Annotated in this window: 28 protein-coding genes; 7 read left to right on the top strand and 21 right to left on the bottom strand. The window is 66.5% G+C overall.

The window, feature by feature from the left end:
* The 8 genes from RBB31_RS04110 to RBB31_RS04075 form a co-directional block, all read right to left on the bottom strand.
* Positions 1-1624 (bottom strand): SulP family inorganic anion transporter (locus RBB31_RS04110; protein WP_306127980.1); only part of this gene is annotated, 1624 nt, incomplete at its 3' end.
* Positions 1625-1728: 104 nt separating this feature from the next.
* Complete coding sequence (locus RBB31_RS04105) at positions 1729-2742, bottom strand: NAD-dependent epimerase/dehydratase family protein (RefSeq protein WP_306127979.1); 1014 nt, start codon at positions 2740-2742, stop codon at positions 1729-1731.
* A gap of 78 nt (positions 2743-2820) precedes the next feature.
* Entirely contained in the window at positions 2821-3870 is a 1050-nt protein-coding gene (locus RBB31_RS04100) for a diguanylate cyclase domain-containing protein (protein WP_306127978.1), read from the bottom strand.
* Positions 3867-4460: a heme NO-binding domain-containing protein gene (locus RBB31_RS04095; RefSeq protein ID WP_306127977.1), complete on the bottom strand. Its 594-nt coding sequence runs from the start codon at positions 4458-4460 to the stop codon at positions 3867-3869. Before RBB31_RS04095 ends, RBB31_RS04100 begins: the two co-directional genes overlap by 4 nt.
* A 96-nt stretch (positions 4461-4556) precedes the next feature.
* On the bottom strand, positions 4557-6119 hold the full coding sequence (locus RBB31_RS04090; protein ID WP_306127976.1) for a trimethylamine methyltransferase family protein: 1563 nt from the start codon (positions 6117-6119) through the stop codon (positions 4557-4559).
* A gap of 88 nt (positions 6120-6207) precedes the next feature.
* A complete protein-coding gene (locus RBB31_RS04085; RefSeq protein ID WP_306127975.1) occupies positions 6208-7098 on the bottom strand; it encodes a DMT family transporter in 891 nt (296 codons plus the stop codon).
* Positions 7095-7799: an HAD family hydrolase gene (locus RBB31_RS04080; RefSeq protein WP_306127974.1), complete on the bottom strand. Its 705-nt coding sequence runs from the start codon at positions 7797-7799 to the stop codon at positions 7095-7097. Before RBB31_RS04080 ends, RBB31_RS04085 begins: the two co-directional genes overlap by 4 nt.
* 21 nt (positions 7800-7820) lie before the next feature.
* Complete coding sequence (locus RBB31_RS04075) at positions 7821-8105, bottom strand: DUF3572 domain-containing protein (RefSeq protein WP_306127973.1); 285 nt, start codon at positions 8103-8105, stop codon at positions 7821-7823.
* Between the two features lie 85 nt (positions 8106-8190).
* Here RBB31_RS04075 and RBB31_RS04070 point away from each other — a divergent pair, with 85 nt between their 5' ends.
* On the top strand, positions 8191-9582 hold the full coding sequence (locus RBB31_RS04070) for a diguanylate cyclase (RefSeq protein ID WP_306127971.1): 1392 nt from the start codon (positions 8191-8193) through the stop codon (positions 9580-9582).
* Positions 9583-9598: 16 nt separating this feature from the next.
* On the opposite strand, the gene RBB31_RS04065 is transcribed toward RBB31_RS04070, so the two are convergent.
* The 4 genes from RBB31_RS04065 to RBB31_RS04050 form a co-directional block, all read right to left on the bottom strand.
* Complete coding sequence (locus RBB31_RS04065; RefSeq protein WP_306127970.1) at positions 9599-10075, bottom strand: periplasmic heavy metal sensor; 477 nt, start codon at positions 10073-10075, stop codon at positions 9599-9601.
* A gap of 2 nt (positions 10076-10077) precedes the next feature.
* Complete coding sequence (locus RBB31_RS04060) at positions 10078-10470, bottom strand: hypothetical protein (RefSeq protein WP_306127969.1); 393 nt, start codon at positions 10468-10470, stop codon at positions 10078-10080.
* Complete coding sequence (locus RBB31_RS04055; protein ID WP_306127987.1) at positions 10467-11051, bottom strand: RNA polymerase sigma factor; 585 nt, start codon at positions 11049-11051, stop codon at positions 10467-10469. Before RBB31_RS04055 ends, RBB31_RS04060 begins: the two co-directional genes overlap by 4 nt.
* 103 nt (positions 11052-11154) lie before the next feature.
* On the bottom strand, positions 11155-11628 hold the full coding sequence (locus RBB31_RS04050; RefSeq protein WP_306127968.1) for an EF-hand domain-containing protein: 474 nt from the start codon (positions 11626-11628) through the stop codon (positions 11155-11157).
* 248 nt (positions 11629-11876) lie between these two features.
* On the opposite strand from RBB31_RS04050, the gene RBB31_RS04045 reads away from it, so the two are divergent.
* Entirely contained in the window at positions 11877-12311 is a 435-nt protein-coding gene (locus RBB31_RS04045; protein ID WP_306127967.1) for a DUF983 domain-containing protein, read from the top strand.
* Positions 12312-12339: 28 nt separating this feature from the next.
* Positions 12340-13056, top strand: a complete 717-nt coding sequence (locus RBB31_RS04040; protein WP_306127966.1) for an NUDIX hydrolase — start codon at positions 12340-12342, stop codon at positions 13054-13056.
* 25 nt (positions 13057-13081) lie between these two features.
* Here the strand turns inward: RBB31_RS04040 and RBB31_RS04035 are convergent, their stop codons facing one another.
* Entirely contained in the window at positions 13082-13984 is a 903-nt protein-coding gene (locus RBB31_RS04035) for a DMT family transporter (protein WP_306127965.1), read from the bottom strand.
* Between the two features lie 21 nt (positions 13985-14005).
* Positions 14006-14947 (bottom strand): fatty acid desaturase, encoded by a 942-nt coding sequence (locus RBB31_RS04030; protein ID WP_306127964.1) that lies wholly within the window; start codon positions 14945-14947, stop codon positions 14006-14008.
* Positions 14948-15053: 106 nt separating this feature from the next.
* On the opposite strand from RBB31_RS04030, the gene RBB31_RS04025 reads away from it, so the two are divergent.
* The gene (locus RBB31_RS04025; protein ID WP_306127963.1) at positions 15054-15917 is read left to right on the top strand and encodes a helix-turn-helix domain-containing protein; all 864 of its coding nucleotides are present in this window, start codon (positions 15054-15056) and stop codon (positions 15915-15917) included.
* Positions 15918-16063: 146 nt separating this feature from the next.
* Here the strand turns inward: RBB31_RS04025 and RBB31_RS04020 are convergent, their stop codons facing one another.
* Positions 16064-17107, bottom strand: coding sequence for an aldo/keto reductase (locus RBB31_RS04020; RefSeq protein WP_306127962.1), 1044 nt, complete (start codon positions 17105-17107; stop codon positions 16064-16066).
* Between the two features lie 111 nt (positions 17108-17218).
* Here RBB31_RS04020 and RBB31_RS04015 point away from each other — a divergent pair, with 111 nt between their 5' ends.
* On the top strand, positions 17219-17836 hold the full coding sequence (locus RBB31_RS04015) for an ImuA family protein (RefSeq protein WP_306127961.1): 618 nt from the start codon (positions 17219-17221) through the stop codon (positions 17834-17836).
* A gap of 15 nt (positions 17837-17851) precedes the next feature.
* Here RBB31_RS04015 and RBB31_RS04010 read toward each other — a convergent pair whose 3' ends face one another.
* Entirely contained in the window at positions 17852-19111 is a 1260-nt protein-coding gene (locus RBB31_RS04010; RefSeq protein WP_306127960.1) for an aminotransferase class V-fold PLP-dependent enzyme, read from the bottom strand.
* Positions 19112-19327: 216 nt separating this feature from the next.
* Here RBB31_RS04010 and RBB31_RS04005 point away from each other — a divergent pair, with 216 nt between their 5' ends.
* On the top strand, positions 19328-20566 hold the full coding sequence (locus tag RBB31_RS04005; RefSeq protein ID WP_306127959.1) for an MFS transporter: 1239 nt from the start codon (positions 19328-19330) through the stop codon (positions 20564-20566).
* Between the two features lie 69 nt (positions 20567-20635).
* Complete coding sequence (gene metG, locus RBB31_RS04000) at positions 20636-22348, top strand: methionine--tRNA ligase (RefSeq protein WP_306127958.1); 1713 nt, start codon at positions 20636-20638, stop codon at positions 22346-22348.
* A 24-nt stretch (positions 22349-22372) separates the two neighbouring features.
* On the opposite strand, the gene RBB31_RS03995 is transcribed toward metG, so the two are convergent.
* The 5 genes from RBB31_RS03995 to RBB31_RS03975 all read right to left on the bottom strand — a co-directional run bounded on the left by RBB31_RS03995 (position 22373) and on the right by RBB31_RS03975 (position 26603).
* Entirely contained in the window at positions 22373-23458 is a 1086-nt protein-coding gene (locus tag RBB31_RS03995; protein WP_306127986.1) for a S1C family serine protease, read from the bottom strand.
* 223 nt (positions 23459-23681) lie between these two features.
* A complete protein-coding gene (gene csgH / locus RBB31_RS03990; protein WP_306127957.1) occupies positions 23682-24047 on the bottom strand; it encodes a curli-like amyloid fiber formation chaperone CsgH in 366 nt (121 codons plus the stop codon).
* A 49-nt stretch (positions 24048-24096) separates the two neighbouring features.
* On the bottom strand, positions 24097-24708 hold the full coding sequence (locus RBB31_RS03985; RefSeq protein ID WP_306127956.1) for a hypothetical protein: 612 nt from the start codon (positions 24706-24708) through the stop codon (positions 24097-24099).
* Between the two features lie 31 nt (positions 24709-24739).
* Positions 24740-25345, bottom strand: a complete 606-nt coding sequence (locus tag RBB31_RS03980) for a hypothetical protein (protein ID WP_306127955.1) — start codon at positions 25343-25345, stop codon at positions 24740-24742.
* Positions 25346-25418: 73 nt separating this feature from the next.
* On the bottom strand, positions 25419-26603 hold the full coding sequence (locus RBB31_RS03975; protein WP_306127954.1) for a hypothetical protein: 1185 nt from the start codon (positions 26601-26603) through the stop codon (positions 25419-25421).
* Positions 26604-26644 lie beyond the last annotated feature (41 nt).

The following is a 26644-nucleotide window of genomic DNA, read 5'->3' as shown; positions in this document are numbered from 1 at the left end:
CCCCGCCCAGAACCCCGGTCTTCACGTCGTAATCCACGGCCAGCCCGTAATCGGGATCGTCATCGCTGTCGACCATCAGGTGCCCGGCCTTCTTCAGCATCCGGTGGCAATCCCGCGTCAGGTGCCGCAACTGCAACCGCTTGCCCGCGGCCAGGTACTTGCCCGCCACCGCCTCGATCGCCTGCAATGCCGACTGGTCCACCACCCGGCTTTCCGCGAAATCCACGATCACCTTGTCGGGGTCGTTTTCAAGATCGAAAAGTTCCACGAACCCGCTGGCCGAACCGAAGAACAGCGGCCCCTGCACGCGATACACCTTGGTACCGTCCATCTCCCTGCCGGTGATGGCGTGAATGCGCTTGGCATTGTTCCAGGCATAGGTCAGCGCCGACACGATCACCCCCACGACCACCGCGATCGCAAGGTCGTACTGCACCGTCACCACCGTGACCAGCACGATCACCAGCGCGTCAGACAGCGGCACCTTGCGCAGGATCCGCAGCGAGTTCCACGCAAAGGTTCCGATGACCACCATGAACATCACGCCCACCAGGGCGGCCAGCGGGATCTGCTCGATCAGCGGCGCGGCAAACAGGATGAAAATCAGCAGGAACACCGCCGCCGCGACACCCGCGATCCGCGTCCGCCCGCCCGATTTGACGTTGATGATCGATTGCCCGATCATGGCGCACCCGCCCATGCCACCGAAGAACCCCGTCACGGTGTTGGCCACGCCCTGCGCGATGCATTCCTGGCTGGCGCCGCCCCGCTTGTTCGTCATCTCGCCCACAAGGTTCAGCGTCAGCAGGCTCTCGATCAGGCCGATGGCGGCCAGGATCACGGCATAGGGCAGGATGATCTCGAACGTCTCCAGCGTCAGCGGCACGGTCGGGATGTGGAACGGCGGCAACCCGCCCTCGATCGAGGCAAGGTCCCCCACCCGCGGCACGTCCAATCCGAAGATCAAGACGATCGCCGCCACCAGCCCGATGCCCGCCAGCGGCGCCGGGATTGCCTTGGTGAAGCGCGGCATCAGCCAGACCACCGCCATGGTCAGCGCCACCAGCGCCAGCATGGTATAGAGCGGCGTGCCGGTCAGCCATTCGCCACCGCTCATGCCATGCCCGGTATTCTCCATCGTGCCGGGCACCTTGAACTGGCCCAATTGCGCCAGGAAAATCACGATGGCGAGGCCATTGACAAAGCCCAGCATCACCGGATGCGGCACCAGCCGGATGAACTTGCCCCAACGCAGCACCCCGGCCGTGATCTGCAACGCCCCCATCAGCACCACCGTCGCAAAGAGGTATTCCACCCCGTGCTGCGCCACCAAAGACACCATGACCACCGCCAGCGCGCCCGTGGCCCCGCTGATCATGCCGGGCCGACCGCCGATCAGCGCGGTGATCAGCCCCACGATGAAGGCCGCATAAAGCCCCACCAGCGGATGCACCCCGGCGACAAAGGCGAACGCCACCGCCTCGGGCACCAGCGCCAGCGCCACGGTCAGCCCGGCCAACAGCTCGATGCGCAGTCGCGTCGCGCTGAACGTCTCTCCGGGCGTCAGGCTCAACTCGGACAAATCGAAGCGTTTGGCCCAGTCGGCCAGCAAGGTGCGTTTCACGGCGGGGTATCCTGATTGGGTGTCTCTGCGCGAGCGCTCCCCTACCGCGAACGGGCCCGGTTGACCATTGCCAATTTCAGAACCCCGCCATGAACGTGGCGGAATTACTTGCCGTAATAGTCCCGGAACCATGCGACAAACCGTGCCACGCCCTCGCGCACATCCGTATCCGGGCGATATCCCGTCAGGCTTTGCAGCAGGCTGGCGTCGGCCCAGGTGGCCGGCACGTCGCCTTTTTGCATCTCCATCAGGTTGCGCTCGGCGGTCATGCCCAGTGCCGCCTCGATGGCGTCGACGAAATCGGTCAGGCGCACCGTCCTGGAGTTGCCGATATTGACCACGCGGTAGGGCGCCACCGGCGACAGGCTGTCGCCCTCGGCGATCGCCTCGGGGTTGTCCGGCCGCACCGGCGCCGCGTCCATCAACAGGCGGATGCCCCGCACCAGGTCGGTGACATAGGTAAAGTCGCGGTACATCTCACCGTGATTGTAGACGTCGATCGGCCGCCCTTCCAAGATCGCGTCGACGAACTTGTAAAGCGCCATGTCCGGGCGTCCCCACGGCCCGTAGACCGTGAAGAACCGGAACATCGTCGTGGGCAGGTTCCACAGATGCGCATAGGAATGGCCCATCGCCTCGGTCGCCTTCTTGGTGGCGGCATAGATCGTCATCGGCGTGTCGGCCTTCTGCGCTTCGCGATAGGGCATGTCGGTCTCGGCACCGTAGACCGAACTGGTCGAGGCCATCAGCAGATGCTTGACCGCGTGGCGCTTCGCCGCCTCCATCACGTTGAAGGTGCCCACCACGTTCGCCTCGATATAGGCGCGCGGGTTCTCCAGGCTGTAGCGCACGCCCGCCTGGGCGGCCAGGTGCACGATGATGTCCGGCGCGCAGGCGTCCACGGCCCGGTCCAGTGCCGCAACATCCTCCAGCATCGCCTCGGCCGCGGTGAAATTGGGGGACTGCAACAGCATCTGGTGCCGCCGCGCCTTGAGCGACACGTCATAGTAATCGGTCATGCCGTCGAACCCGTGCACGACCATGCCTTCGTCCAGCAGCAGCTGCGCCAGATGGTATCCGATGAAACCGGCCGTTCCGGTAATGAAAACCCGTGTCATGCGCCTCTCGTTCCCGCTGCCCCGCTTCGCCGACATTCGTTAGCGGGCGCGGCTCTGCGGCACAAGGCCCGGTGCCCTTCAGACCGGCGTCACCGCACCGCCAGGCGGCGACTCGACCGCTTTGCGCAGCGCGGGCTTGAATGCCACGTGGCGCCCGCGGCCAGCCTGCTTTGCGGCATAAAGCGCAAGGTCCGCGTCGTCCATCATCATGGCCAGCCGCGGCTCGGCATAGCTGCTGCTGCGTGTCGAGCCGATGCTCGCCGATATTCGCGCGACCTCTGCGTTGAAGGCGACCGGCTGCTCCAGCCGCTGGATCAGCCGGCTGGCCACGCGCGCCAGCTCCTCTTCTGAGGTCCGCCCCTCCAGGAACAGCACGAACTCGTCGCCGCCCACGCGGATCACCGTATCCCCGTCCCGGGTTTCCGTCCGCAGGATCTGCGCCACGCGCCGCAACACGTGGTCGCCCGCCGCGTGGCCCAGTGTGTCGTTGACCGACTTGAAGAAATCGAGATCGAGATGCATCAGGACAAACTCCTCCCCGCTTGCGATCAGCCGCTGTGACACGGGCTCCAGCGCGCGGCGATTGCACAGACCGGTCAGCGTATCGGTATAGGCTTCCTCCTCGGCCGCCGCCTTCGCGCCGTGCAACCGCTGGTTCAGCTTTTGCCACGCGTCGGTCACAACCGCCTTGGCCTCGGCCAGATAAAGCATTTCCACGGCCAGATCCGTCACCGCGAAATCCGCGCTGCACAGGTCGTGACGTCCCACCGCGTCGATGACGCCGATGCCAAAGCTCAGATCGACGACCACACCACCCGCCGGGCCCAGCACCTGTTCCTCGGGCAAAGGTACGGCGACCCCTTTGAACTCGGTCCGGGGAGGTCCGCGCAAAACGCAATGCAACCGCCGTCCGCCCGCCGCGCGAAGGCCCGGCGCACCGGGATCGAGCCGTGGGCGCTTGACCTCGAAAAGATCGAAGAAATGCCGACCGATCAATCCCGTGGCGCCCAGGACCTTTCGCGCTGTGGGACCGGCGTGCACGATCTGCGCCCTGGCATCCAGCACCAGGCACATCGGGCACAGTACGTCCAGCAGAGCCGCCGAGGTCTCGATTGCATCGGCTTTCACCCGGCGGCCCCCAGCGTGAAACTGCGACCGCTGGCAAAGGCCGTCTCGAGCAGTTGAACCTCGACCGTCTCCGCCCTGCCGCTCCGGCCCTTGTACTCCAGCAAGACCAGCGCACCGTAATCGTCCGCCATCGCCCGCAACAGCCCCAACAGCACGTGACCAAAACCAAAGCCCCCTGTCCCGTGCTGCCCCACCGTGACCGAGAACTTCTGCCCCCCATGATCTGTCAGCGTGACCGGCGGCAAGTCCAGCTGCGGCACCGCCAGCCGCGCCCGCGCGGGCAGATCGTCCAGCGAATACAGGAAATCGGTGAAATCCGCGCCCGAGAACCGCAGCAGGCGCCGCAACGCCTCGGCGGTGGGGTGCGAAACGAGGTAGGTGCCTATATCCTCCAGCACCTCGGCCTCGGGTTTACCCAGAAGTTCCGCGGCCTGCCCCAGCACATCGACGGTCAGCGCGTCGGGATAATCCAGCATCGCCTCGAATTCCGGCGGTGCAAGCTCCGCGCGGCGGGCAATCTCTTCCCACGCTTCCTGCCCGTACGTATCGCGCAGGAACAACTCCATGGCCCGGTTGATCAGCCCGTGCATCGCTCACTCCTGAATCCCGGGCAAGCCTTTGCACAACGGGATTAAGAAGCCTTGAACGTTTAAACTTGTCTCTACCTTCGCCCGGCCCGGCCCGCGTCAGAAATCGGTCGGCGCCCCGCCCTCTTCCTTTCGCTTGGCGACAAAGGCCGCAAGCTCTTCGCGGATCGCCTCGTCCATCGGCGGCGCCTCGAAGCTGGCGATGATGTCACGGAACACCTGATGCGCGCGTTGCGGCGTCCACATGCCGCCCGCCGCTTCCCAGGCCTCGAAATTGCGCCAGTCGCTCAGGAACGGCTGGTAGAACGCGGTCGTATAGCGGTCCTGCGTGTGCTGAATGCCAAAGAAATGCCCCTGGTTGCCGACCTCGCGCACTGCCTCGACGGCAATCTCGTCCGGCCCGGTCGCCGTCACCTGCGGATCCATATAGCGCTGGATATGCTGCAGGACCTCGCAGTCCATGATGAATTTCTCCGGGCTCGCGATCAGCCCGCCTTCCAGCCACCCGGCGGCGTGATAGACCATGTGCGCCCCCGACTGCACCGCCGACCACAGGCTGTTCGAGGTTTCCCACATCGCCTGCCCGTCCGGCACGTTCGCCGCACACACGCCCGACGCGCGCATCGGCAGGCCGTAGAACCGCGCCAGTTGCCCCGTCATCTGCGTCGCGCGCATGTATTCCGGCGTGCCGAAGGCCGGCGCGCCCGATTTCATGTCGACATTGCTGGTGAACGTGCCGATGGCACACCCCACCCCGGGCCGGATCGCCTGCGCCAGCACGATCGCGCACAGCCCCTCGGCCAGGCTTTGCGCCACCGCCCCCGCCATGGTCACCGGCGCCATTGCGCCCGCCAGCGTGAACGGCGTCACCACCAGCCCCTGGTTGCGCCGCGCCAGGCGCATCCAGCCGTCCAGCATCGGGAAATCATGCTTCAAGGGCGAGGTCGAGTTGATGTTGGAATACATGTGCGGGCTGGATTCGAACGCCTCGTCCGTCAGCCCGCCCGCGATACGCACCATCTCCATCACGTCCTCGACGCGTTCGCGGCCCAGGCAATAGGCGTGCGCCACCTTGTCGGTAAGCGTCAGCTTGTCATAGAGCACATCCAGGTGCCGCACGCTGGCATGAACGTCCTGCGGTTCCACCGGATACCCGCCGACGAAATGGATGCAGTTGAAATACTGGCTCAATTTCAACAGGTTGGCGCACATCTCGCGCGTGCCCGTCACCTTGCGGCCTATTCCCATGTCCCAGTAGCTCGGCGGCGAGGAGACATTGCCGAAATTGAGGTGCCGGCCTCCGATGGTGATCGCATGGTCCGGGTTGCGCGGCGTGATGGTGAACTCGCCCGGCGCCTTGCCGATCATCTCCATCACGAAATCGCGGCCCATCCGCACGTTCTCGCCGTTGATGTCGCAGCCCCCCGTGCCGCGCAGGATCTCCACCGCCTCGGCGTTCAGAAACTCGATCCCGATCTCCTCGAGGATTCGCATGGCGCCATGGTGGATCGCCTCGATGCCCGTCTCGTCCAGAGGCTCGACCGGCCGGTCGATGTTGAGCGGCGGGTTCCAGGGCATCTGGTCGATGACGGCCGTGCCCCGGCGCGTCGCGTTCCCGGCCCGTCCGCCGCTGCGTTTCCTGCGTAAGGCTGTGTCTGCCATGGCGAGTCTCCTCCAGGGGCTCTCTCCATGCAATCACCGCGCAGGCCCGCTGGTTTGCCGCTTTGCGACAGAACCTGTCGCAGGTGAACTATCGCGGCACTATTAGCGCCGCGCGCCGCCGCAGGATCGACAGATACACGGCCAGGCTGCCCACCACGACCGCCCCGCCGATCAGCATCGCCACGGTGGGCCGCTCGCCCACGCCGATCCAGACCCACAGCGGCCCCAGCACCGTTTCCAGCAACATAAGCAGGCTGACATTGGCCGCCAGCGTATGGCGCGCGGCCAGCGACAGCATGAAGAACGACACCGGCAGCACCACGCCCCCGGTGATCGCCATGGCCCAGACCCGACCCTCGAACATCGCGTCAACGCCGGTCAGCGACCAGCCGATTCCGCCCGCGATCCACGCGCCCACACCGATGGCCAGCAGGATCGGCAGGTCGGGGCTCGCACGGACCGTGACGAAGTTCAGCGCCAGCACGAACGCCACGCCCAGGCCAAACACCGCCCCGGTCGCCGCAGCCCAGTTCAACGCCACGTCGCCATGCCCGCCGCCCAGAACCGCGATGCCGATTCCCGTCATCACCGCCGCAATGGCGGCCCAGGTCAGCGCCGATGTCGCCTCGCCGGTCACCACCCGGCTCAATACGGCCGAGAACACCGGCACCGCCGCCACGCCCATCAGCACCATCGCCGCGGGGGCCGACGCGATCCCCAGGCAGAACAGCATCGAGTTCAGGACCTGCGCCGCCACGATCAGCATCCCCGGCCCGCGGCACAGCCGGGCGACGTCCCCCGCCCGGTCCCGGCTCAGCGCGGCCCAGGCCAGCACCATCATCGTGCCCATGAACAGCCCGCGCCAGCCGGTCATCTGAAAGCCTTCCATGCCCGACAGCCGCATCAGCATCGCGTCGGGCGTCAACACCAGCGTGCCGAAAAGCGCCAGAAGTACGCCGCGGGACAAGCCCGCGCTCACGCCGTCATCCAGTCCGGTATACGCCCGATGTCGGGCAGAACGACATCCGCATGCGCCCGCAGCGCCTCGTCGGGCGCCGGGCCGGTCAGCACCGCGATGGTCTGCATTCCCGCCGCGCGCCCCGCGATCAGGTCATGCGTGCTGTCTCCCACCATCGCCACCCGCGCCGGGGGCAGGCCGGTGGCGCGGGCAAACGCCAGACACGGCCCGGGTTCGGGCTTGGCGCCGTGACCCGAATCGAACCCGGCGATGAAATCGAAAAAACCGGTGACATCGGCTTCGCCCAGATGCGCGCGGGCGCCATATTCGGTATCGTTGGTCGCCACACCCAGCGCGATGCCCTCCGCCTTCAGCGCTGCCAAAAACGGTATCAGCGGCACCGCTTCGGCCTGTGGCGCTGTGGCCGAGGTCTGCATCAGGTAAAGCTCCAGGTCGGCCACCTCCCGGTCCGGCAGCGCCCGCGCGACGCATTCCGCCGCCTCGCGGTTGGTGCCCGCGATGATCGGGCTTGTCGGCCGAAAGCGCCGCGTCGCCAGGTCGTAATGCATCTCCCGGGCCAGCCGCGCCCGCACCTGCGTGTCACCGCCGGCCAGGTCCTCGATCAGTTCCCCTGCCCAGGTGCTCCAGGTGGTGTGAAAGTCGAAGAGCGTGCCATCCTTGTCAAACAGCAGCCCATCAACCTTTCTTGCCGGTCCGTTCACCTTTCGATCCTCGCCCTGACCTCATGTCCAATGGGTCTGCACCCCGCCCGGCAGGCCGGCACGCGCCTGAATCAGCGCCTCGGGCGCCATGTCATGCGCGTCGCAGAACTCCATGACCCAAGCGTCGTCCATAAGAATGAAATCCAGCACAGATGCAAGGAAATCAGGATCTTGCGCCCGTTCCCGCAGGTCGTCCAGACCCGCGCCCGTGGACCCCATGAACACGTCCAGCAGGTTTTCGTGGCCCGCGACCCAGGCCAGGGCGGTCAGCCCGGCGGTTTCGGCATGATCTTGCTCTGCGCCCATATTGCTTAATTCCCGGCAAGGTTTTCTTAACCATTGACAGGGATAGTGTAGCCATCGGAAAGGACAAGTCGGAAAGGCTTGGCGCATGTCGGGCACCATTCTCATCGTCGATGGTCTTGCGACCAATCGCATCGTGCTGAAGGTCAAGCTGTCGGCGGCCTATTTCAGCGTCGATCAGGCCAGCACCGCGGCCGAGGCCGTCGCCGCGATCCTGCGCGACCGGCCGCAATGCGTCCTGATCTCCGGCGACCTGCCCGACCGCGCCGCCGGCGACCTGATCCGCGACATCCACGCCCTGCCCAGTTGCGACCGGCTGCCGGTGCTGGTGCTCACCGCCACATGCACGCCCCTGCGCCGACTCGATCTGCTGCGGGCCGGGGCCGAGGACGTGATGCCCAGGCCCTTCTGCGACAAGACCCTGCTGGCCCGCCTGCGCTCGATGTCGCGCCACGCCCCGGTCGAGGCCGACCTGAACCTGACCACCGGCACCGCCGAGGCTCTCGGGTTCGCCGAGGCGCAGGCGGGCTTCACAAGCCGCGGCCTGATCGTCGCCCTGCATTCCGGCACCGCCCGGGATCAGGCGCTCTGCCGCCGCCTGGCCCAGGGCACCGCGCACAGGTTCGAAACCGTCCGTGCGGGCCATGCCGAGATGCTTGCCGGACTGCGCGCATCCCCCGATGTGCTGCTGGTCTTCCTGCCCGCCGGTGCCGGCGAGCCCGAGTTGGTTCGCCTGGCCGAGCTTTGCGGCGCGCCGCAGACCCGCAGGTCGCGGGTGCTTGCCGTGATGGACCCCGCCGACGACGGTCTGGCGGCAAAGCTGCTGGACCTCGGCGTGCACGACATCGCCGTCCAAGAGGCGGACCCGCACGAGATCACCCTGCGCCTCGACAAGCTGCTGCGCGCCAAACAGGCCGACGACACGCAAAAGGCCCGGTTGCGAACCGGGCTGCACGCCGCGGTGACCGACCCGCTGACAGGGCTCTACAACCGCCGCTACGCGCTGTCGCAAATGGCCCGGATGATCGAGACGTCCCGCGCCAGCGGGCAGCCTTTCGCGCTGATGGTGGCCGACCTCGACCATTTCAAGGCGGTCAACGACACCTACGGTCACGCCGCCGGCGACCAGGTCCTGACCCGCATCGCCCATGCCCTGCGCGACGCGTTGCGCTCCGGCGACAGCCTGTCGCGCATCGGCGGCGAGGAATTCCTGGTGCTGATGCCCCAATCGGGTATCGCGGACGCCCGCGCCATGGCCAAGCACTTGTGCCAGACCGTGCGTGACACCGCCATCATCCTGCCCGGCGTCGAGGCCCCGGTTTCGCTGACCGTCAGCATCGGCGCCACTGTGGCCAATCCCGCACTTCGGGGGGACACGCTGGATCCCGAGGCCATGGTGGCCGAGGCCGACCACGCGCTCTACGCCGCCAAGTCCGGCGGGCGCGACATGGCTACGATCTCGCAGCCCTCGGCGGCCTAGGACCGCCCGACCGGCCTCAGCGTCTGCGCCGCTGCAACTCCTGCTCCAGCCGGTCGGCATAGGCCGCGCGGTCTTCCGGGCTCATTTCGCTCCAATACGCGATCAGCAAGTCCTGCGCCGACGCCACCCGCCCGCCGAATAGCGCCCGCACCTGCGCCATCCGCTCCGTCGCAGCAGCAGTGTCGAACGGCTCGGCACGCAGCAGCACGACCAGGGCGTCCATTTCCCGGCGCACCGCCGTGCGCTCGTCTTTCCTGTCACGGAACTCGCGGATCATCCGGCTCTTGAGGTCGTCGCGCTCGGCATCGCTCAGCGCCCGGTGCATCGCCCCCATGCTGCCCGGCGGCCCCTTGCGGCCGTCCGGTCCGCCCTTGATCGCGTACCCGGCCACCACGCCGACGACCAGCAGGTTCAGCGCCAGCGACGCCACCAGCAGCCACCGCATCCACCGCGGCGCCCCCGTGCGGGGGGCCTGTTCGGTCCGGTCATCCATGCTCATCCCTCCTCGTCCGGGAACAGGTCGGTTCCGATATCGGGCTGCAAGGCCAGGGTGATGTCCTCGCCCCACACCTGCTGCGCGGTCGCGTCCAGCCGCTCGGGCGGCGCCACCCCGATCCAGAGGCCCGTCACCGCCGCCGCTCCCAGCCCCGAAACCGCGGGCCAGCCACCTAACGCCTGGAACACCCCGCGCCATCCACCGCGTGACGTGGTTCCAAAACGTGCCTCAGCAGCCGCTTCGGCCACCTTTGCCTTCGCGAAACCCTCCTGCACGCCTTCCGCATCGGCCAGCACCCGCGCCAGGAAATCGGCATCCGGCTCCGGCGCCGTGCGCCGCGCGGCGGCAAAGGCTGCCGTCAGCGCGTCTTCAGGTGTGCCGCTCTTGCTCATTCGACGTACCCCAGTTCATCCTTCCTGCCCCGCAACATGTCGCTCAGGGCCCGCTTTCCCCGCGCCGTCAGGCTTTCCACCGCCTCGACGCTGATCTCCATGATCTCGGCGATCTCAGGATTGCCGAGTTCCTCGATATGGCGCAACACCACCGCCTGCCTCTGGCGGTCCGGCAAGGCCTGCAACGCCGCCTGCAACGCATCGGTCCGGGCGCGGTCCTGCATGTCGTCGGCCACGCTCGCCTGCGCGTCCGCCGGCTCACCCGCGGCCTCCAGCGGACGCTGGCGCCAGCCCCGGCGCAGCCGGTCGGTGCACAGGTTCGCCACCACCCGGTACAGCCAGGTGGTCACCTTCGCCTCGCCCTGCCGCCACTCCGGCGCCACCCGCCACAGCCGCAGCAGCGCCTCCTGCGCGACGTCCTCCGCCTCCGCCCTGTTGCCCAGCAGGCGATAGGCATGGGCCAGAACCCGCGGGCTCAACCGCAGGGTCAGTGCCCGCGCCGCGTCCCGCTCGCCATTGGCGAACAGCACCAGCAGCGCCTGGTCGGGCACGTCGTTCATGGCGTCGAGCGGCATCGTCATGTCCCGGTCGTGCATCCTGCCCCGTCATCTGCGTCCGGTTCTTACGCCGAAACGCCCCGCCCCGGCCAGCCCGGCGAAGGGCACCGGGGCGGGACCGCGCGAATCACTCCGCGTTCTGCTCTTTCTTCTTGCCGTGATGCTTGGCCCGCATCTCGCGCATCTTCTCCAGTGCGGTATCGAACTCGGCCTTGCTGATCGCGCCGTCGCCATCGGCATCGACCCGGTCGAACATCTTGCCGCCGCGCCGCGCCTGCGCCTCCTCGAAGCTCACGCCGCCATCGCCGTCGGTATCCAGCCGCTCGATCATCTTGCCGGCCCGCCTGGCCGCCTTCTCCTGACCCCGGGCCTGGAGCTCTTCAAGGCTCATCACGCCGTCGCCATCGGTGTCGGCGGCATCGAACCGCGCTTTCATATGCGCCTGCATCTCTTCTTTCGTGAGCTGGCCATCACCATTGGCGTCCAACTCCTCGAACGAATGCCGCGGGCCCTTGCCCTCGCCCGACGCGGCGTGGCCCTGCACGGCCCCGCCCAGGGCGATCGACATCCCAAGGGCGCTCATGATCATCAGGTTCTTCATCTTCATGCTCCATCTCGGACAGGTTCGTTGCGGCGCGATCCCGCGCCTCGCCAATTCGTGCCGACCGCGCCTGCCGTCGCGATCTTGTCCCCTAAACGGCGGGCCTGCTGCGTTCCGTCGCGCCGCATCGACTTTTTTCCGGGCAGCACGGCCCCCGCCTTTGCGACATCCCGACGCACGGACAGCCTGTCACCTTCCAATTTCACCCCCGACAGCGCACCTGTAGAGCCATTGACTGGCGAGGCCCCATGACCACCACCGACCACCCCACACAAACGTCCGCCGCGTCGCACGGATCGACGCAAGGCCAGGACACCGAGGATCGCGCACTCTGGCCCGCCGTCTTTCGCGGGTTCCGGCGCACGTGCCCAAATTGCGGCTCCGGCCCGATCCTGAAAAGCTATCTCAAGCTGCGTCAAAGCTGCCCCGTCTGCCGCGAGGATCTCAGCCATGCGCGCGCCGATGACGGCCCAGCCTACCTGACGATCCTGTTCGTGGGCCACCTCATGGCGCCGCTCCTGCACATCGTCTTCGTCACGTGGCGGCCCGATCCGCTGGTGCTCTTCACCATTTTCGCTATTGGCTGCGTCACGCTCTCGCTTTACCTTCTGCCCCGGCTGAAGGGGGCCATCGTCGGCTTCCAGTGGGCGCGCCAGATGCACGGTTTCGGGGACGACACCTGACCCCTTCGGCGCCGAAGGACAGGATCAGATGACCGCAAGCTACCCCGTACATTCCGACAAGACCGCCATCCGCGACGCGGCCACGGTGATCGTGCTGCGTGACCGCATGACCCGGCCGCGGGTGCTTATGGGCCAGCGCGGCGCCAAGGCCGTCTTCATGCCCAACAAGTTCGTCTTTCCCGGCGGCGCTGTCGATGCGGGCGACGCGGACATCCCGCTGGCCCGCCCCATGCCCTCAGGCTGCGCCGCCCGCCTGCGCGACGACAGCGAATCCGACCTGTCGCACGCGCTGGCCGCCGCCGCGATCCGAGAGCTGTGGGAGGAAACCGGCCAAGTGCTGGGTCAGCCCGGCGACTGGTCCGACCCGCCGCCCGCCGACTGGGAAAGTTTCGCCGCCACCGGCCATCTGCCCGACGCGTCCGCGCTGCAATTCGTCTTCCGCGCCATCACCCCGCCGGGCCGCCCCCGGCGCTTCGACGCGCGCTTCTTTCTGGTCGACGCCACGGCGCTCGCCTCCGACCCGGACGACTTCTCGCCCGCCTGCGACGAGCTCAGCCACCTGCAATGGGTCTCGCTGGCCACCGCCCGCCACGACTACGACCTGCCCTTCATAACCGAGGTCGTGCTGGCCGAAATCGAGGCCCGCGCCCAAGACCCCGCGCCGCCCGCCTCGGTGCCGTTCTTTCGCAACGACGACGAAAGCAACCTGTTCAAGCGTCTCCACGGCGCGCCGCTGCCAGACTGAACGGCCCGGCTGAGGCGCGACGCAGCTATCCCAGCAAGACCAGCAGCAGGATGCTGGCACTCACCAGCACGATCCCGAACAGCTCCCGCCGCGTCACCGTCTCGCGAAAGAACATGACCGAGGCTATCAGCGAAAAGATCACCTCGACCTGCCCCACCGCGAACACATAGGCCGCGTTCTGCAACGTGAAGGCCGTGAACCAGCCGACACTGCCCAGCAGGCTGGTCACCCCCATCCACACCGCACGCCCCCGCGCCGCCCAGACGCGGGTCAACTGCCCCGGCTCGCCCCAGCGCAGATAGGCCGCCATGCCGATGCTCTGCGCCGCCGTCACCGCCGCCACCGCGACCATCGCCCGCAGGAAAGCGTCGTCGCTCGCCACCTCCAGCGTCGCACCCCGGTACGTCACCGCCGACACGGCAAAAAACGCCCCCGAGGCCAACCCCAGCGCCGGCGCCCGACTCGCCACCCGGCGCCACCAGCCGCCCGCGCCGCCGGGCACGTCCGACAACACCAGCACGCCGATCAGCCCGAGGAAGATCGCCACCAGTCCCGGCAGGCTGACCCGGTCGCCCAGCACGATCAGCCCCACCAGCGCCGTCTGCACCACCTCGGTCTTCTTGAAGGTGATCCCCACCGCGAAATTGCGCTCCGCGAACAACAGCACCACGCACCACGTCGCCAGGATCTGCGCCAACCCGCCGCTCAGCACGTAGATCCAGAAACGTTCGCCCACCGCCGGCAGCCCCACCCCGGACGCCGCATACCCCCCCGCCAGCAGCGCCGCCATCGGCGCGGCATAGGCGAACCGTGCAAAGGTCGCACCCAGGGCGCTCAACGTCCCCATGCTCAGCGATTTCTGCAACATGAAGCGCAGCGTCTGGAAAAACGCCGCCATGATGGAAAGAAGGATCCACGGCTCGACCATGGATCCCCTCTTGCCCGCGTTTTACTTCCTCCGCCAGAGCGGATGCGCCACCGGATCCTTCGCCCTCAGCAGGTGCCGCGCGAATATCTCGCCGTATGAGCGATAATAATACCCGCCATTGCGCCGCAGATACGTCTCGCGGTTCTGCCGCCACATCGCCGGCAGGCGGTACCACGCCACGCGCGGATGCATGTGATGCACCACGTGCAGGTTGTTGTTCAGAAACAGGAAACTCAGCGGCCCGCCATCCTCGACCACGACCGTGCGCCCACTGGCGCGCTCATGCGCCCGGTGCTCCAGAAAGGTGCGGATCTTCAGGATCGCATAGGCCGCATAGGCGCTGACCAGGTAGGCCCAGACCGGCATCGGCGAGGCCGCGACCACCGCCAGCACGCCTGCAACGCCCAGCCCGTGCAACGCCCAGGCCCGCGCGATGCCCCGGTCGCCGGCCCGGATCGCGGCCCAGTCGCCGCGCATGAACACCACCTGCCCCAGCACCGGCCCCACGATCATCCGCCCCAACAGCGTGTTGTTGAACCGCAGCACGGCCCGGAACCAGCCCGGCAGCCGCGCCCAGACAGCCGGGTCCAGGTAATTCGATTCCGGATCGTCATAGGGATCGGTCAGCAGGCTGTCGCGGTGATGCGCCAGGTGCAGGTCCATGAACCGCCGGTAGGGCACGCAGAGCCCGAGGCTGAAAAACCCGAGCGCCTCGTTGACCCTTTCGTTTCGGGTCGGGTGCCCGTGGATCATCTCGTGCACCAGCGACGAGTGCAGCGTGATCCCGATCGCCGCCACCGCCACACCTGCCGGCAGCCACAGCCCGGCCAGCCAGTAGAGCGCCAGGCCCCAAAATGCGTAACATCCGGCCAACAGTCCCAGTGTCGGCCATTCCACGTCCGCGAGCGCACGCGCCCCCGGCCCCGGCACCGGCCCGGCGCCGCCTTCGAATTCCACTTTCATCTTGTCCCCAGTTCCGTCCTTCACAAAAAGCGTTACGACAGATCCTGTCAGGGGGGCAGTCAGAGAATGATTAACAAACCTCTCGTTTGTTGATAAAATCCAACACATGATCCAGAAATCCGACAAGCGCGACCGCGCCACCCTCTTCCGCACCCGCCTGAACGAGGCGCTGCGCCTGCGCGGCACCTCGCAAAGCGCGCTGGCCCGCAGCGTCGGCGTCGACCGCTCGACCATCTCGCAACTGCTCAAGGGCACCGGGGCCCGCCTGCCCAATGCGCAGGTGGTGGGCGAATGCGCGCGGGCGCTCGGCGTCTCCGCCGACTGGCTTCTCGGCCTCACCGACCGGCCGGAGACCGCCGCCGACATCCTCGCCAACACGCTCTCGCTGACCGAGGCCCCCCGCGCGTTGGTGGACGAACAGATCTTCACCTGGCATCGCGAGGCCGCGGGCTACAAGATCCGCCACGTCCCCGCCGGCCTGCCCGACATGCTCAAGACCCGCGAGTTGCTCGAATGGGAATACGCCCCCCACCTGGGCCGATCCACCGAACAGGCCATCGGCGCGTCAGAGGATCGCCTCGAATGGATGCGCGGCACGCAGTCGGACTACGAGATCGCCCTGCCGCTCTTCGAGTTGCACAGTTTCATCGCCGGCGAAGGGTACTATCACGGCCTGCCCCGCGACATCCGCCAGGGCCAGGTCGACTACCTGCTCGAGATCACCGAGCAGCTCTACCCCCGCCTGCGCCTCTACCTCTTCGACGCCCGCCGGCTCTACTCGGCGCCCGTCACCGTCTTCGGCCCCCTGCTCGCCGTGCTCTATATCGGCCGCAACTATCTCGCGTTCCGCGACACCGAACGCGTCGCGGCCCTGACCCTGCATTTCGATGCGCTCGTCCGCGAAGCCGCCATCGGCGCCCGCGACCTGCCCGCCCACATCCGCCACTGCTGGGCGCGGACATCGGACTAGCCTCGTCTCTTCTTCTGGCCGAAAATATCCTGGGGGAGCGGCGAAACACCGTTTCGCCGCGGGGGCAAAGCCCCCGACAACGCCCGCCACATAGGCGACTTCGGTCGGATATCGCGTAGGGTGGGTGAAAACCCACCGCCCTCACGTCAAAACGGCATCGGATGCGCCTTTTGGGTGTCGTCCAACGCCTCCAACACTTCCTCGGACAACGTCACCTCCGCCGCGCCCAGCGCCACATCCAACTGCTCCAGCGAGGTCGCCCCGAAAATGGCCGAGGTCATGAAGGGCCGCGTCAGGCACCACGCCAGCGCCATCTGCACCGGGTCAAGGCCGAACTGCCGCGCCACCCCCAGGTAGGCGTCGACGGCGGCAAAGGCCTTCTGCGTCTTGCGCCCGCCCAGCGTCTCGTTCAGCGTCAGGCGCGAGCCCTCGGGCACCGCGCCGCCCTGGTACTTGCCGGTCAACAGCCCCGCCGCCAGCGGCGAAAACGCCAGCAGCCCCACATCCTCGTTCACGCTCAGCTCCGCCAGATCGGTGTCGAAGAGACGGCAGAGCAGCGAATACTCGTTCTGGATCGTGGCCACCCGTGGCCCGCCCACCTCGGCGGCCACCCGCAGCCACTGCGCCGTCCCCCACGCGCTCTCGTTGGACAGGCCAAAGGCCCGGATCGTGCCGCGCTCGACCTCGCGTTCCAGTGCGCCCAGCGCATCCTCCATATGCGCCCGGGTCTCCGCCGGGTCCTGCCCCGAGGGATCGAACCGCCAATGCTGGCGGAACATGTAGCTGCCCCGGTTCGGCCAATGGAACTGGTAGAGGTCGATATGATCGGTCTGCAACCGCTTCAGAGAGCCTTCGATAGCCTGCGGAATCGTGTCCGACGAGATCGGCGCGCCATCCCTCGCGTGCTGCATCCCCTCGCCGGAATGCTTGGTGGCCAGCACCACGTCACCGCGCCGCCCCGTCCGGGCGATCCAGGTGCCGATGATCTCCTCGGTGCGTCCGATGGTCTCTTTCGCGATCGGGTTCACCGGGTACATCTCGGCGGTGTCGATGAAATCCACGCCCCGGTCCAGCGCCCGGTCGATCTGGGCGTGGCCCTCGGCCTCGGTATTCTGCGTGCCCCATGTCATCGACCCGAGGCAAAGCGCGCTCACCTCGATTCCCGTCCGTCCCAATTGCCTGCGCTGCATGTCCCGCTCCGTCTTGCCTGTCGTCAAAGCCCCATATGTAGCGGCTCTGTCACGGGCGTCACCCCTATTTCGCGATTGAGAACAAAGAGCGAACAAATTACATTTCACGGCATGGACACCACCTTGCTCACCCGCCGCAGCAGTCACCGCACGCGCGCCTCTCTCACCGTGCTGGACGAGATGGCCCTGACGCCCGCGCGCCTGCACGAGCTTTGCGGGCCGGCGCGGCACATGGCGGCGATGCTGGTGGCCGCCGCCACGCAAGGGCCGGTGTTCTGGATCGCCCCCGACTGGGCCGCCGACCGGCTCAACCCCGACGGCATGGTCGCTCTGGTGGGCCCCGAACGCTTCACCTTCCTGTCACCGCGCCAGCCCATCGACCTTCTGTGGTGCCTCGAGGAAGTGCTGCGCTCCGGGGCCGTGCCGCTGGCCGTGGCCGAGCTTCCGGACCTGCCCAACCTCACCCAGGTCCGCCGCCTGCACCTGGCCGCGGAAACCGGCGCGGCCGAAGGCGCCGGCGCGCCGCTGGGCCTCATTCTCACCCCCGGCGAGGGCGGCGCCCCCGGCGTCGAAAGCCGCTGGCACATGGCCCCCGCCCACGCGCCCGGTCGGCTGGGCTGGACGCTCTCGCGCCGCCGCGCCCGCACCCTGCCTCCGGCGACATGGGCCGTGACCCGCGCCAGGGGCGGCTTTGCCATGGCTCCGGCCCCGTCCTCTTCCGCCCCGTGAGGCCGCCGGCGGATCTCAGCCCTCCGCACCCATCTCGCGCAGCGCGGTCAGCAGCCGCGCCACCTCGGCCTCGGTATTGTAGTGACACATCGAAATCCGGATACAGTCGCTCAACCCCAGCGGCTTCAGCACGTTGCCGCTGTAATGGTCGTCCTTGCGGATATGCGTGCGGATGCCCTGCGCGTTCAGCCGCTCCACCACCTCCGCCGAGGGCACGCCCGCGACCACCACCGACACCAGCCCCTCGCGCGCGGGGTTCTCGGCCCCTCCCAGGATGCTCACATGCTCCATGTCGCGCAGCCCGGGCAGGTTGCCGGTGCCCTTGATCATCGCGTCCGTCAGATGCGTCTCGTAGGCGCGAATGGCCCGCCCCGCCGCCTCGATCCGGCGGCGGCGGTCGGTCTCGCCCGACACCTCGCCGCCCAGCCAGTCGAAATAATCCACCACGTCCGACACGGTGGCATAGGACCCCGCATCGCGCGTGCCCATCTCCCAGGCGTCCTCCGGCGACCCGATCAGCCGCTCATGCGGCATCACCGCCAGCCGGTCCGAGACCCACCCGATCCCGAAACCGTGCCGCGAGAACACCTTGTAGGGCGAAATCGCATAGCCATCGGCCCGATAGCTGTCTAGGTCCAGCTGCCCATGCGCCGCGTGCTGGATACCGTCCACGATGATCACCGCCTCCGGCGCCACCGCGCGGATCGCGGCCGAAATCGCCGCCACGTCCATGCCCATCCCGGTCACCGGCGAGGCATGCACGATCGTCGCCACCGCCACGTCCGGCGTCATCCGTTCGGCATAGGCCTCCGCCGTGACCAGGCCCAGCGCGTCGTCATGCGGCACCTCGACATACTCGAGCCCCGCCACCTCGGCCCAGCGCCGCGCCGCGCTGCGCGACGCGGGATGCTCGATCGACGAACCGATCACCTTGCCCCCCTCGGGCGCGTTCACACAGGCCGTCCGGATCATCCGAAACAGCAACTCGGTCCCGCTTTCGCCGGCAAGGAACTGCCCCGAGGATGCGTTCATGAACACCGCCAGATCCGCCTTGGCGCGGTCGATCACGTCCTGGATGCCCTGCCCCGCCGGGTTCGACCGCCCGGGGTTGTCAGGGATCGCGGCATAGAAACCGGATGTCTCCACCACTTTTTTCAGCGTCAGCGCCCCGCCCGCGTTCTCGAAGAAAATCCGCTCGCCCTGGAACGGGCAACTCTCCACATGGGCGAAGCGGCCCCGGATCGCGTCGATAAGCTCGGGAGTCTCGTGGATCATGACATCTCCTGTCGGGTTGGCGGGTCTTGCGCCATATGCGGGGATTCTTCCGCCGCTTACAAGATGTCAGCCGCGCAGCCGACGAACGCGGCGAAATCAGGCACTTGACCAAAGCGGTGCCCACGCCGGGGCCTTGCCCTCACATACGTCGAAAACGACGCAGTTCTGTCGAAAACGCGGCAGGACATCGCCGCGCCCGCGTGCCAAGTTGCCCCCATGCGCATGATCATCTCCTTCGCGGCCCTCTTTTTGTCGGTCATCCTGTTGCAGCTTTCCACGGGCGGCGTCGCCCCGCTCGACGCGCTGTCGGGCATCACGCTCGACTTCTCCACCCAGGAAATCGGCTTTCTCGGCTCGGCGCATTTCTTCGGCTTCTTCATCGGCTGTTGGTTCGCGCCGCGCCTGATGGGCTCGGTCGGCCATTCCCGCGCCTTCGCCGCCTTCACCGCCGCAGGCGCCATCGGCCTATTGATGCACATGATCATCATCGACCCTCTGGCCTGGGCGCTGATGCGCGTGGCCTCGGGCCTGTGCATCGCGGGCTGCTACACGGTGGTCGAGGCATGGCTGCAGGCCAAGGTCACCAACGAGACGCGCGGCCGCACCATGGGCATCTACCGGGTGGCCGACATGGGCGCGTCGCTCGTCGCGCAAATGCTGATTTCCGTTCTGGAACCGGCCTCCTACGTCTCCTACAACCTGCTCGCCATCATCTGCTGCGCCTCGCTCCTGCCGCTGACGCTCACGACCGTGCGCCAGCCCGAAACGCCCAAGGCACCCCGCCTGCGCCCCATGCTGGCGGTCGAATGCTCGCCCCTCGCCGCCGCCGCCGTGATCGTCGCGGCGCTCTCCAGCGCCACCTTCCGCATGGTCGGGCCACTCTATGGCCAGCAGGTCGGCCTCGCGCTCGACCAGATCGCGTGGTTCCTCGCCGCCTTCGTCCTGGGCGGGGCGCTGGCGCAATACCCCGCCGGCTGGCTCGCCGACAAGTTCGACCGCCGCCACGTGATGATCGCCCTCTCGGTCGCCGCCATCCTGTGCTGCATCGTCACCGCCCTGGCCGGGACCGTCTCGCCCAACGGTGCGATGATCGCCGCCTTCTTGTTCGGCTTCACCGCCTTTCCGATCTATTCGGTCGCCGCCGCCCACGCCAACGACTTCGCCACCTCCGAACAGCGCGTCGAACTCTCCGCCGCGCTGATGTTCTTCTTCGCCCTCGGCGCCATCGCCGCTCCTTTCGTGGCCTCCGCCCTGATAGAACGCTTTGGCCCCCAGGCGATGTTCGTGATGATCGCCACAGCCCACGCCATCCTGATCGTGTTCAGCTTCGTGCGCATGCTGGCCCGGCCCAGCGCCGGCGCCCGCACCCGCTATGTCTGGTCGCCCCGCACGTCCTTCACCATCGGTCGGCTGACGCGTGGCGCGCGCGAGAACGACAAGCGCACCGACCCCTGACGCCAACAGCCTCTGGCACAGCCCGCGCCGTTGCGTTACACGAACGCCCAAAGCTCAAGGACGTCTCGCATGGCCCGCCACCTCATCACCTCCGCCATTCCCTATATCAACGGGATCAAGCACCTCGGCAACCTCGTGGGCAGCCAGCTGCCCGCCGACCTCTATGCCCGCTACCTGCGCGGCCGGGGACACGAGGTGCTGTTTCTCTGCGCCACCGACGAACACGGCACGCCCGCCGAACTGGCCGCCGCCAAGGCCGGCAAACCCGTGGCCGAATACTGTGCCGAAATGTGGCAGGTGCAGGACAAGCTGGGCCAGGGCTTCCGCCTCAGCTTCGATCACTTCGGCCGCTCGTCGTCCGAGCAGAATCGCAAGCTCACCCAGCATTTCGCCGGCAAGCTCTTTGAGGCCGGCCTGATCGAGGAAATCACCGAGAAACAGGTCTATTCCAACGCCGACGGCCGCTTCCTGCCCGACCGCTATATCGAGGGCACCTGCCCCAATTGCGGCTATGACAAGGCCCGCGGCGACCAGTGCGAGAACTGCACGAAACAGCTCGACCCCACCGACCTCATCGACCCGCGCAGCGCCATCTCCGGCTCCACCGATCTGGAGGTCCGCGAGACCAAGCACCTCTATCTCAAGCAAAGCCAGATGCGCGACCGCCTCAACGCCTGGATCGACGACCAGAAGGACTGGCCGATCCTGACGACCTCCATCGCGAAGAAATGGCTCAACGACGGCGACGGCCTGCGGGACCGCGGCATCACCCGCGACCTCGACTGGGGTATCCCGGTCAAGCGCGGCGATGACGACTGGCCCGGGATGGAGGGCAAGGTCTTCTACGTCTGGTTCGACGCGCCCATCGAATACATCGCCTGCGGCGCCGAATGGGTCGAGGCCGGCAAGGGCGAAGACTGGGAACGCTGGTGGCGCACCGACAAGGGCGCCGATGATGTCCGCTACACCCAGTTCATGGGCAAGGACAACGTGCCCTTCCACACGCTCAGCTTCCCCGCCACGATCCTGGGCAGCGGCGAGCCGTGGAAGCTGGTGGATTACATCAAGTCCTTCAACTACCTCAACTATGATGGCGGCCAGTTCAGCACGTCGCAGGGTCGTGGCATCTTCATGGACCAGGCGCTGGAGATCCTGCCCGCCGACTACTGGCGCTGGTGGTTGCTCAGCCACGCCCCCGAAAGCTCGGACGCCGAATTCACCTGGGAAAACTTCCAGGCGAGCGTCAACAAGGACCTCGCCGACGTTCTGGGCAATTTCGTCTCCCGCGTGACCAAGTTCTGCCGCTCCAAATTCGGCGAAACCGTCCCCGAGGCGGGCAGCTACGGCCCCGACGAGACCGCGCTGATCGACACGCTCACCACCCGAATCCGTGCGTATGAAAAACACATGGAAGCCATCGAGGTGCGCAAATCCGCCACCGAACTGCGCGCCATCTGGGTCGCGGGCAACGAGTACCTGCAAACCGCCGCCCCGTGGTCGACCTTCAAGGAAGACCCGGACCGCGCCGCGGCGCAGATCCGCCTCGCGCTCAACCTCATCCGTCTTTACGCGGTGATCTCGGCCCCCTTCATTCCCGACGCCTCTGCCGCGATGCTGCAAGCGATGCAGACCGACGATTGCCACTGGCCCGACGACATGGCCCAGGCGCTCGAAAGCCTGAAGCCCGGCCATGCCTTCAGCGTTCCGGAGGTGCTCTTCGCCAAGATCACCGACGACCAGCGCGAGGACTGGGCCGCGCGCTTCGCCGGGACCCGCGCCTGACCCTGTCGCGCGCTCCGCGCAGACTCAGCCGCCCGCGGCCAGTTCGATCTCGATCTCGCGGGTTTCGCGACCCCGTGTCAGGCTCAGTTCGACCGTCTCCCCGGGCCGGTACGCGCCAAGTGCCGCCAGAAAGTCATCGACCCCGTTCACCTTCTCGCCGCTCAGCCCGGTGATGACGTCACCCGGCACCAGCCGCCCGTCCCCGGCCAGTTGCGCCGGCTCCAGACCGGCCCGGGCCGCCGGCGACCCCGGCTCGACCCCCAGCACCAGAACCCCCTCGAGCCCCTGGCGCCGCGCCAGGTCATTGACCCGCGGATCAAATCGAATTCCAAGCGCCGGCGGCGCATAGTTCCCGGTTTCGATCAGTTCCGGCACCACGCGGTTGACCGTGCCCACCGGCACCGAGAAACCGATCCCCGCACTGGCCCCCGACGGGCTGTAGATCGCCGTGTTCACGCCAATGAGCCGCCCCGCACTGTCCAGAAGCGGACCGCCGGAGTTGCCGGGATTGATCGCGGCGTCGCTCTGGATCAGCCCGGTGATCGGCCGTCCCGTGCGCGACGGCAACTCCCGGTCCAGCGCCGAGACGATCCCCCGTGTCAACGTCCAGTCCAGTCCGAAGGGGTTCCCGATCGCCAGCACTGTCTGACCCACCTGCAGGTCGTCACTGCTGCCGACGGTCACGGGTGCGGGCAAGTTTCCCGCATCGATCCTCAGCACCGCCAGATCGTGCGACGGGTCGCGTCCCACCAGTTCGGCCGGAAAGCTTCGTCCGTCGGCCAGCCTGACCGTCGCAGTCGATGCCCCCTCGATCACGTGCGAATTGGTCACGACGTGGCCGCGATCGTCCCACAGGAAACCCGATCCGGTTCCGCGCGGCTGCTCGTAAACGTTGCGCGACCACGGGTCCCGCACGCGCTCGGCAGTCGAAATGAACACCACGCTGTCGCGCGCCGACTGGAACAGCTCGATCGTCGCCGTTTCCTCTGCGGCCAGGTCGCCGCGCGCCGTGATCACCCGCGGCTCGGCTTCCGGTTCGAAATAGGCCAGCCGCAGCGCCGGCATGAGCTGATAGGTGGCCACCACCAGCATCGCGGCAAGGGTGATCATGATCAGCCGGATTATGAAACGATAGGACAATTCAGGCGCGCTTTCAAACGGGACATTCCATGCTGAAGATTTGCGTCACGCGCATCAGGTTTCAAGATGATGCCTGGTACCCGCGGCCGGCCCCGGCACGTGAACTCTAGGCATTGTGCCACGATGTCCGGTTGATGTCGTCGGCCTGCGGAAAGGATCCCCTGAGCGGCCTCCAGGCCCGGATCGCAGGCAATCAATCCCCGGCCATGGATTTTGTGTCGTGGTAAGTCGATCCCGATGCGTCGGTCACACTGAGTGTGACCTGTAGAGTCGCACTCGGCTCCACGGAAACGCGCGAAACCGAAAGCGGTCCGATCGGCGTCCCATCCGAATTCGGTATGTTGCCGCCCTGCTTGTTGACCGACCTGCCGCTCGGACCTTCCTTCACGACCTCGAGGGTGTACTTGCCGCTCATTCCCTCCTCGAGATGAGAGAACACCTCTATCTGGACCAAACCCTCGCCTTCAGACAATTCGATCCATGCCTGCCTTTGCTCTTCAGCATTGCCAAGCAGTGGCCACGCAAGCAGGAACGGTAAGGTAAAAAAATGTCTTCTCACTGACTTGCTCCTTAAATAAGCGATGCCCGATTTGGCCTAATTTCGTCACCTATTGGCTTCCTGGCTTCACCAGCAGGTAGACGCCATCGTCCGTGGTCACGATTGTCCCATCACTGTTTTCTGTGCCAGAGCGCGAAGAACGGTGAATGTTGAGAGGACATCTGGCGTTGGTCGACAGGGTTGCGCCTGACTGTTCTTCGCATTCGCCATCGTCGTTCGCAGGGGCCGTCGCAGCCGCCCGCGACGACGCGGATGCGCGCGCCTGCCCCGCTTTTTCAGCCTCCCACGCGCTTATAGCGGCGTCCAACGCGGCTTCGAATGCTGCCTCCCCCTCCGCGCTTCTATCCGAACCGAGGGTGCCTGACCGAGCGTTGGTCACTGTCGCCTCGGACAGGTCGGCTTCCGGCGCATCCGGGGTGGCGACTAGAGTGTCGGTCTCTTCCGCGGGATCGGATGCGCTGGCAGGGTCAGGTTCCGTTTGGCCGGACGGCTGCGCCGCGATTTCCTGAGCAGAGTATCCAGGATCCCCGCCTTGATCTGCCGGATCCGAGGAGATTTCAGGGCTGGCAGCGACCTCGGGGACTTGCTCTATCGACGAAAGATCCTGGGACAGTTCCGGAAGATCCTGAGCGATCCCCCCACCCGCGGTCAGCCAAAACATCATGTGCGCTGTCAGAAGACCGCGCACGGCTTCAATTCCCCGTCTGTGTAATATTCGCGACCATGCCCCCGGTCTGGGTCACGACAATCGGAGGCGCGCCGTTCCCGTATTGCTGAAGGTTTGCAACGTTGTTGCTGTCAAACTGGTTGAGCTCCATAACGTTGTTTTGCCCTTCCTGCAGCATGTCCGCGCTGTTGTCCGCGCCATTCTGCCGAAGCGTCATCGCGTTGTTTTCGCCGATCTGCGTCTGGAACGCCACGTTATTCAACCCGACCTGTGACAGCGTCGCCTCGTTGCGATCCGAAACCGGGTTGTTCGTCGAGGACTGGCTGATGCTAAACGAGTTGACGGTGCCGTTGATCAGCACTTCGGCAATGTTGCCGAAACCGCTTTGTGCGATGTTACCCTGGTTGTTCGAACCGCTCAGGCGGACAAGCGCACTTTGATCCTCTCCGCGCTGATCGATCGCCAGAACGCTCGAACCGCTATCCGTGGTCACCTCCGCCAGGTTGTCCGTGCCGATCTGGTCAATCGTCACCTCCCCCGAAAGGTTGATCTGGTCGAGGTTATCCTGGGCCAAGGACAGGTTTGGCCACAGGAAAAGACAGGCGGCGCACAGATATGTCGTTCGGGTCATGGTGTCCTACCTTGCTGCAAGGTACCGCCAGGCCCGAAGGCCTGACAGCATGAGTTTAGCACATCTTCGCAGGTTACTGCATCACAGTCGAGCTGTTGCCGATGCCCTGTTGCGAGATGCCCGAGAAGTTGCCCGACGTCGCGGTCTGGTTGACCGTCGCGGTATTGCCAAGCGGGCCGACGACGCTCGGGCCGGTCTGAGCGATTTCGCTCGTGTTGTCCGAATTGGCCTGCGTCACCGAAGCGACGTTGATCAAACCGTCCTGGCTGATCAGGCTCGAATGGCCTTCGCCCGTCTGCATCACGGTCGCCAGGTGACCGCCAAGCGGTGCCTGGTTGATGGTGCTCATGTTGTCGTCGCCCAACTGGGTGACGTTCGCGGTTGCGCCAGATGGCAAGGCAGGCAGATCGCCATCTGCCGAGGATTGCGTGACGGTGCTGGTATTGCGCTCACCATCTTGCGTGACGTTCGCAGTATTGCCCAGCCCAGGCAGACCGCCCGATTGGGTGATCGTCGATGCGTTGTCGGCGCCCGACTGAACGTTCGACGCAAAGCCAGACTCGCCGCCCTGTTCGATGACCGAGTTGTGGCCAAGGCCGGTTTGCGAGATGTCGGCACTGTTGTCGTTGTCGTTCGACGCCGGGTTAAGCGCCCCGGTCCCGCTGCCCTGGTTGATGGACGCGATGTTGTCGTCGCCGTCCTGGCCGATCGTGGCGACGTTGTTGGAACCGCCGTTCGTACCGACGATCTGCGTCGTGTTGGCGGCGTTCCCCGTGCCGGTTTGCGTGATATCAGCCGTGCTGTCGGTGATATCCGCAGGGTCGAACGGGATTGTGCCTACGAACGGCACCGTGATTGTCCCCGCGCCCGGACCCTGCTGGGCCGATGCCGTGTTGGCCGATCCGCTCTGGTTGATGCCGGCAGTGTTGCCACCCTGGGTCGAGTCCTGAAGGACCGTCGCAGTGTTCGCCGCGCCGTTCGCCGCATTGTCCTGCGTGATCGACGCCGTCTGGGTGCCCGAGCCCTCGAGCTGGTCGATGATCGCGATGTTGGTGTCGGATCCGCCCCCGTCGGACTGGGTCACGTCGGCGACGTCATTGTCCCCGTTTTGGAAAATGGTGGAAGAGCCACCGGTACCACCCGTCTGGGTGACGGTCGACGCGTTGCCAAGGCCGATCTGTTCGATGGTGCTGTCATTGGCAAAGGCCGGTGCCGTGAAGGCGATGGTCATGGCCGAGGTGAGAAGAAGGTTTTTCATTTTTTTGTTCCGTTGAGAAAGTTTTTGATATGCATCCCGCG

It is taken from the genome of Roseovarius sp. MMSF_3350 (genome assembly GCF_030733425.1).
In the GTDB taxonomy this organism is placed as follows: domain Bacteria; phylum Pseudomonadota; class Alphaproteobacteria; order Rhodobacterales; family Rhodobacteraceae; genus Roseovarius.
This window is presented reverse-complemented; position numbering and strand designations above follow the sequence as displayed.

What these genes read in the sequence shown, in the direction of transcription:
- RBB31_RS04075 (WP_306127973.1), bottom strand. Translation starts at nt 8,105, where the DNA reads ATGGGCGCAGAGCAAGATCATGCCGAAACCGCCGGGCTGACCGCCCTG.
- RBB31_RS04060 (WP_306127969.1), bottom strand. Translation starts at nt 10,470, where the DNA reads ATGAGCAAGAGCGGCACACCTGAAGACGCGCTGACGGCAGCCTTTGCC.
- RBB31_RS04010 (WP_306127960.1), bottom strand. Translation starts at nt 19,111, where the DNA reads ATGATCCACGAGACTCCCGAGCTTATCGACGCGATCCGGGGCCGCTTC.
- RBB31_RS04005 (WP_306127959.1), top strand. Translation starts at nt 19,328, where the DNA reads ATGCGCATGATCATCTCCTTCGCGGCCCTCTTTTTGTCGGTCATCCTG.
- metG (WP_306127958.1), top strand. Translation starts at nt 20,636, where the DNA reads ATGGCCCGCCACCTCATCACCTCCGCCATTCCCTATATCAACGGGATC.
- RBB31_RS04045 (WP_306127967.1), top strand. Translation starts at nt 11,877, where the DNA reads ATGACCACCACCGACCACCCCACACAAACGTCCGCCGCGTCGCACGGA.
- RBB31_RS04020 (WP_306127962.1), bottom strand. Translation starts at nt 17,107, where the DNA reads ATGCAGCGCAGGCAATTGGGACGGACGGGAATCGAGGTGAGCGCGCTT.
- RBB31_RS03995 (WP_306127986.1), bottom strand. Translation starts at nt 23,458, where the DNA reads ATGATCACCCTTGCCGCGATGCTGGTGGTGGCCACCTATCAGCTCATG.
- RBB31_RS04095 (WP_306127977.1), bottom strand. Translation starts at nt 4,460, where the DNA reads ATGCACGGGCTGATCAACCGGGCCATGGAGTTGTTCCTGCGCGATACG.
- RBB31_RS04040 (WP_306127966.1), top strand. Translation starts at nt 12,340, where the DNA reads ATGACCGCAAGCTACCCCGTACATTCCGACAAGACCGCCATCCGCGAC.
- RBB31_RS04030 (WP_306127964.1), bottom strand. Translation starts at nt 14,947, where the DNA reads ATGAAAGTGGAATTCGAAGGCGGCGCCGGGCCGGTGCCGGGGCCGGGG.
- RBB31_RS04015 (WP_306127961.1), top strand. Translation starts at nt 17,219, where the DNA reads ATGGACACCACCTTGCTCACCCGCCGCAGCAGTCACCGCACGCGCGCC.
- RBB31_RS04105 (WP_306127979.1), bottom strand. Translation starts at nt 2,742, where the DNA reads ATGACACGGGTTTTCATTACCGGAACGGCCGGTTTCATCGGATACCAT.
- RBB31_RS03985 (WP_306127956.1), bottom strand. Translation starts at nt 24,708, where the DNA reads ATGTTTTGGCTGACCGCGGGTGGGGGGATCGCTCAGGATCTTCCGGAA.
- RBB31_RS04065 (WP_306127970.1), bottom strand. Translation starts at nt 10,075, where the DNA reads ATGGATGACCGGACCGAACAGGCCCCCCGCACGGGGGCGCCGCGGTGG.
- RBB31_RS04025 (WP_306127963.1), top strand. Translation starts at nt 15,054, where the DNA reads ATGATCCAGAAATCCGACAAGCGCGACCGCGCCACCCTCTTCCGCACC.
- RBB31_RS04050 (WP_306127968.1), bottom strand. Translation starts at nt 11,628, where the DNA reads ATGAAGAACCTGATGATCATGAGCGCCCTTGGGATGTCGATCGCCCTG.
- RBB31_RS04070 (WP_306127971.1), top strand. Translation starts at nt 8,191, where the DNA reads ATGTCGGGCACCATTCTCATCGTCGATGGTCTTGCGACCAATCGCATC.
- RBB31_RS03980 (WP_306127955.1), bottom strand. Translation starts at nt 25,345, where the DNA reads ATGACCCGAACGACATATCTGTGCGCCGCCTGTCTTTTCCTGTGGCCA.
- RBB31_RS04055 (WP_306127987.1), bottom strand. Translation starts at nt 11,051, where the DNA reads ATGACGATGCCGCTCGACGCCATGAACGACGTGCCCGACCAGGCGCTG.
- RBB31_RS04035 (WP_306127965.1), bottom strand. Translation starts at nt 13,984, where the DNA reads ATGGTCGAGCCGTGGATCCTTCTTTCCATCATGGCGGCGTTTTTCCAG.
- RBB31_RS03975 (WP_306127954.1), bottom strand. Translation starts at nt 26,603, where the DNA reads ATGAAAAACCTTCTTCTCACCTCGGCCATGACCATCGCCTTCACGGCA.
- RBB31_RS04090 (WP_306127976.1), bottom strand. Translation starts at nt 6,119, where the DNA reads ATGGCAGACACAGCCTTACGCAGGAAACGCAGCGGCGGACGGGCCGGG.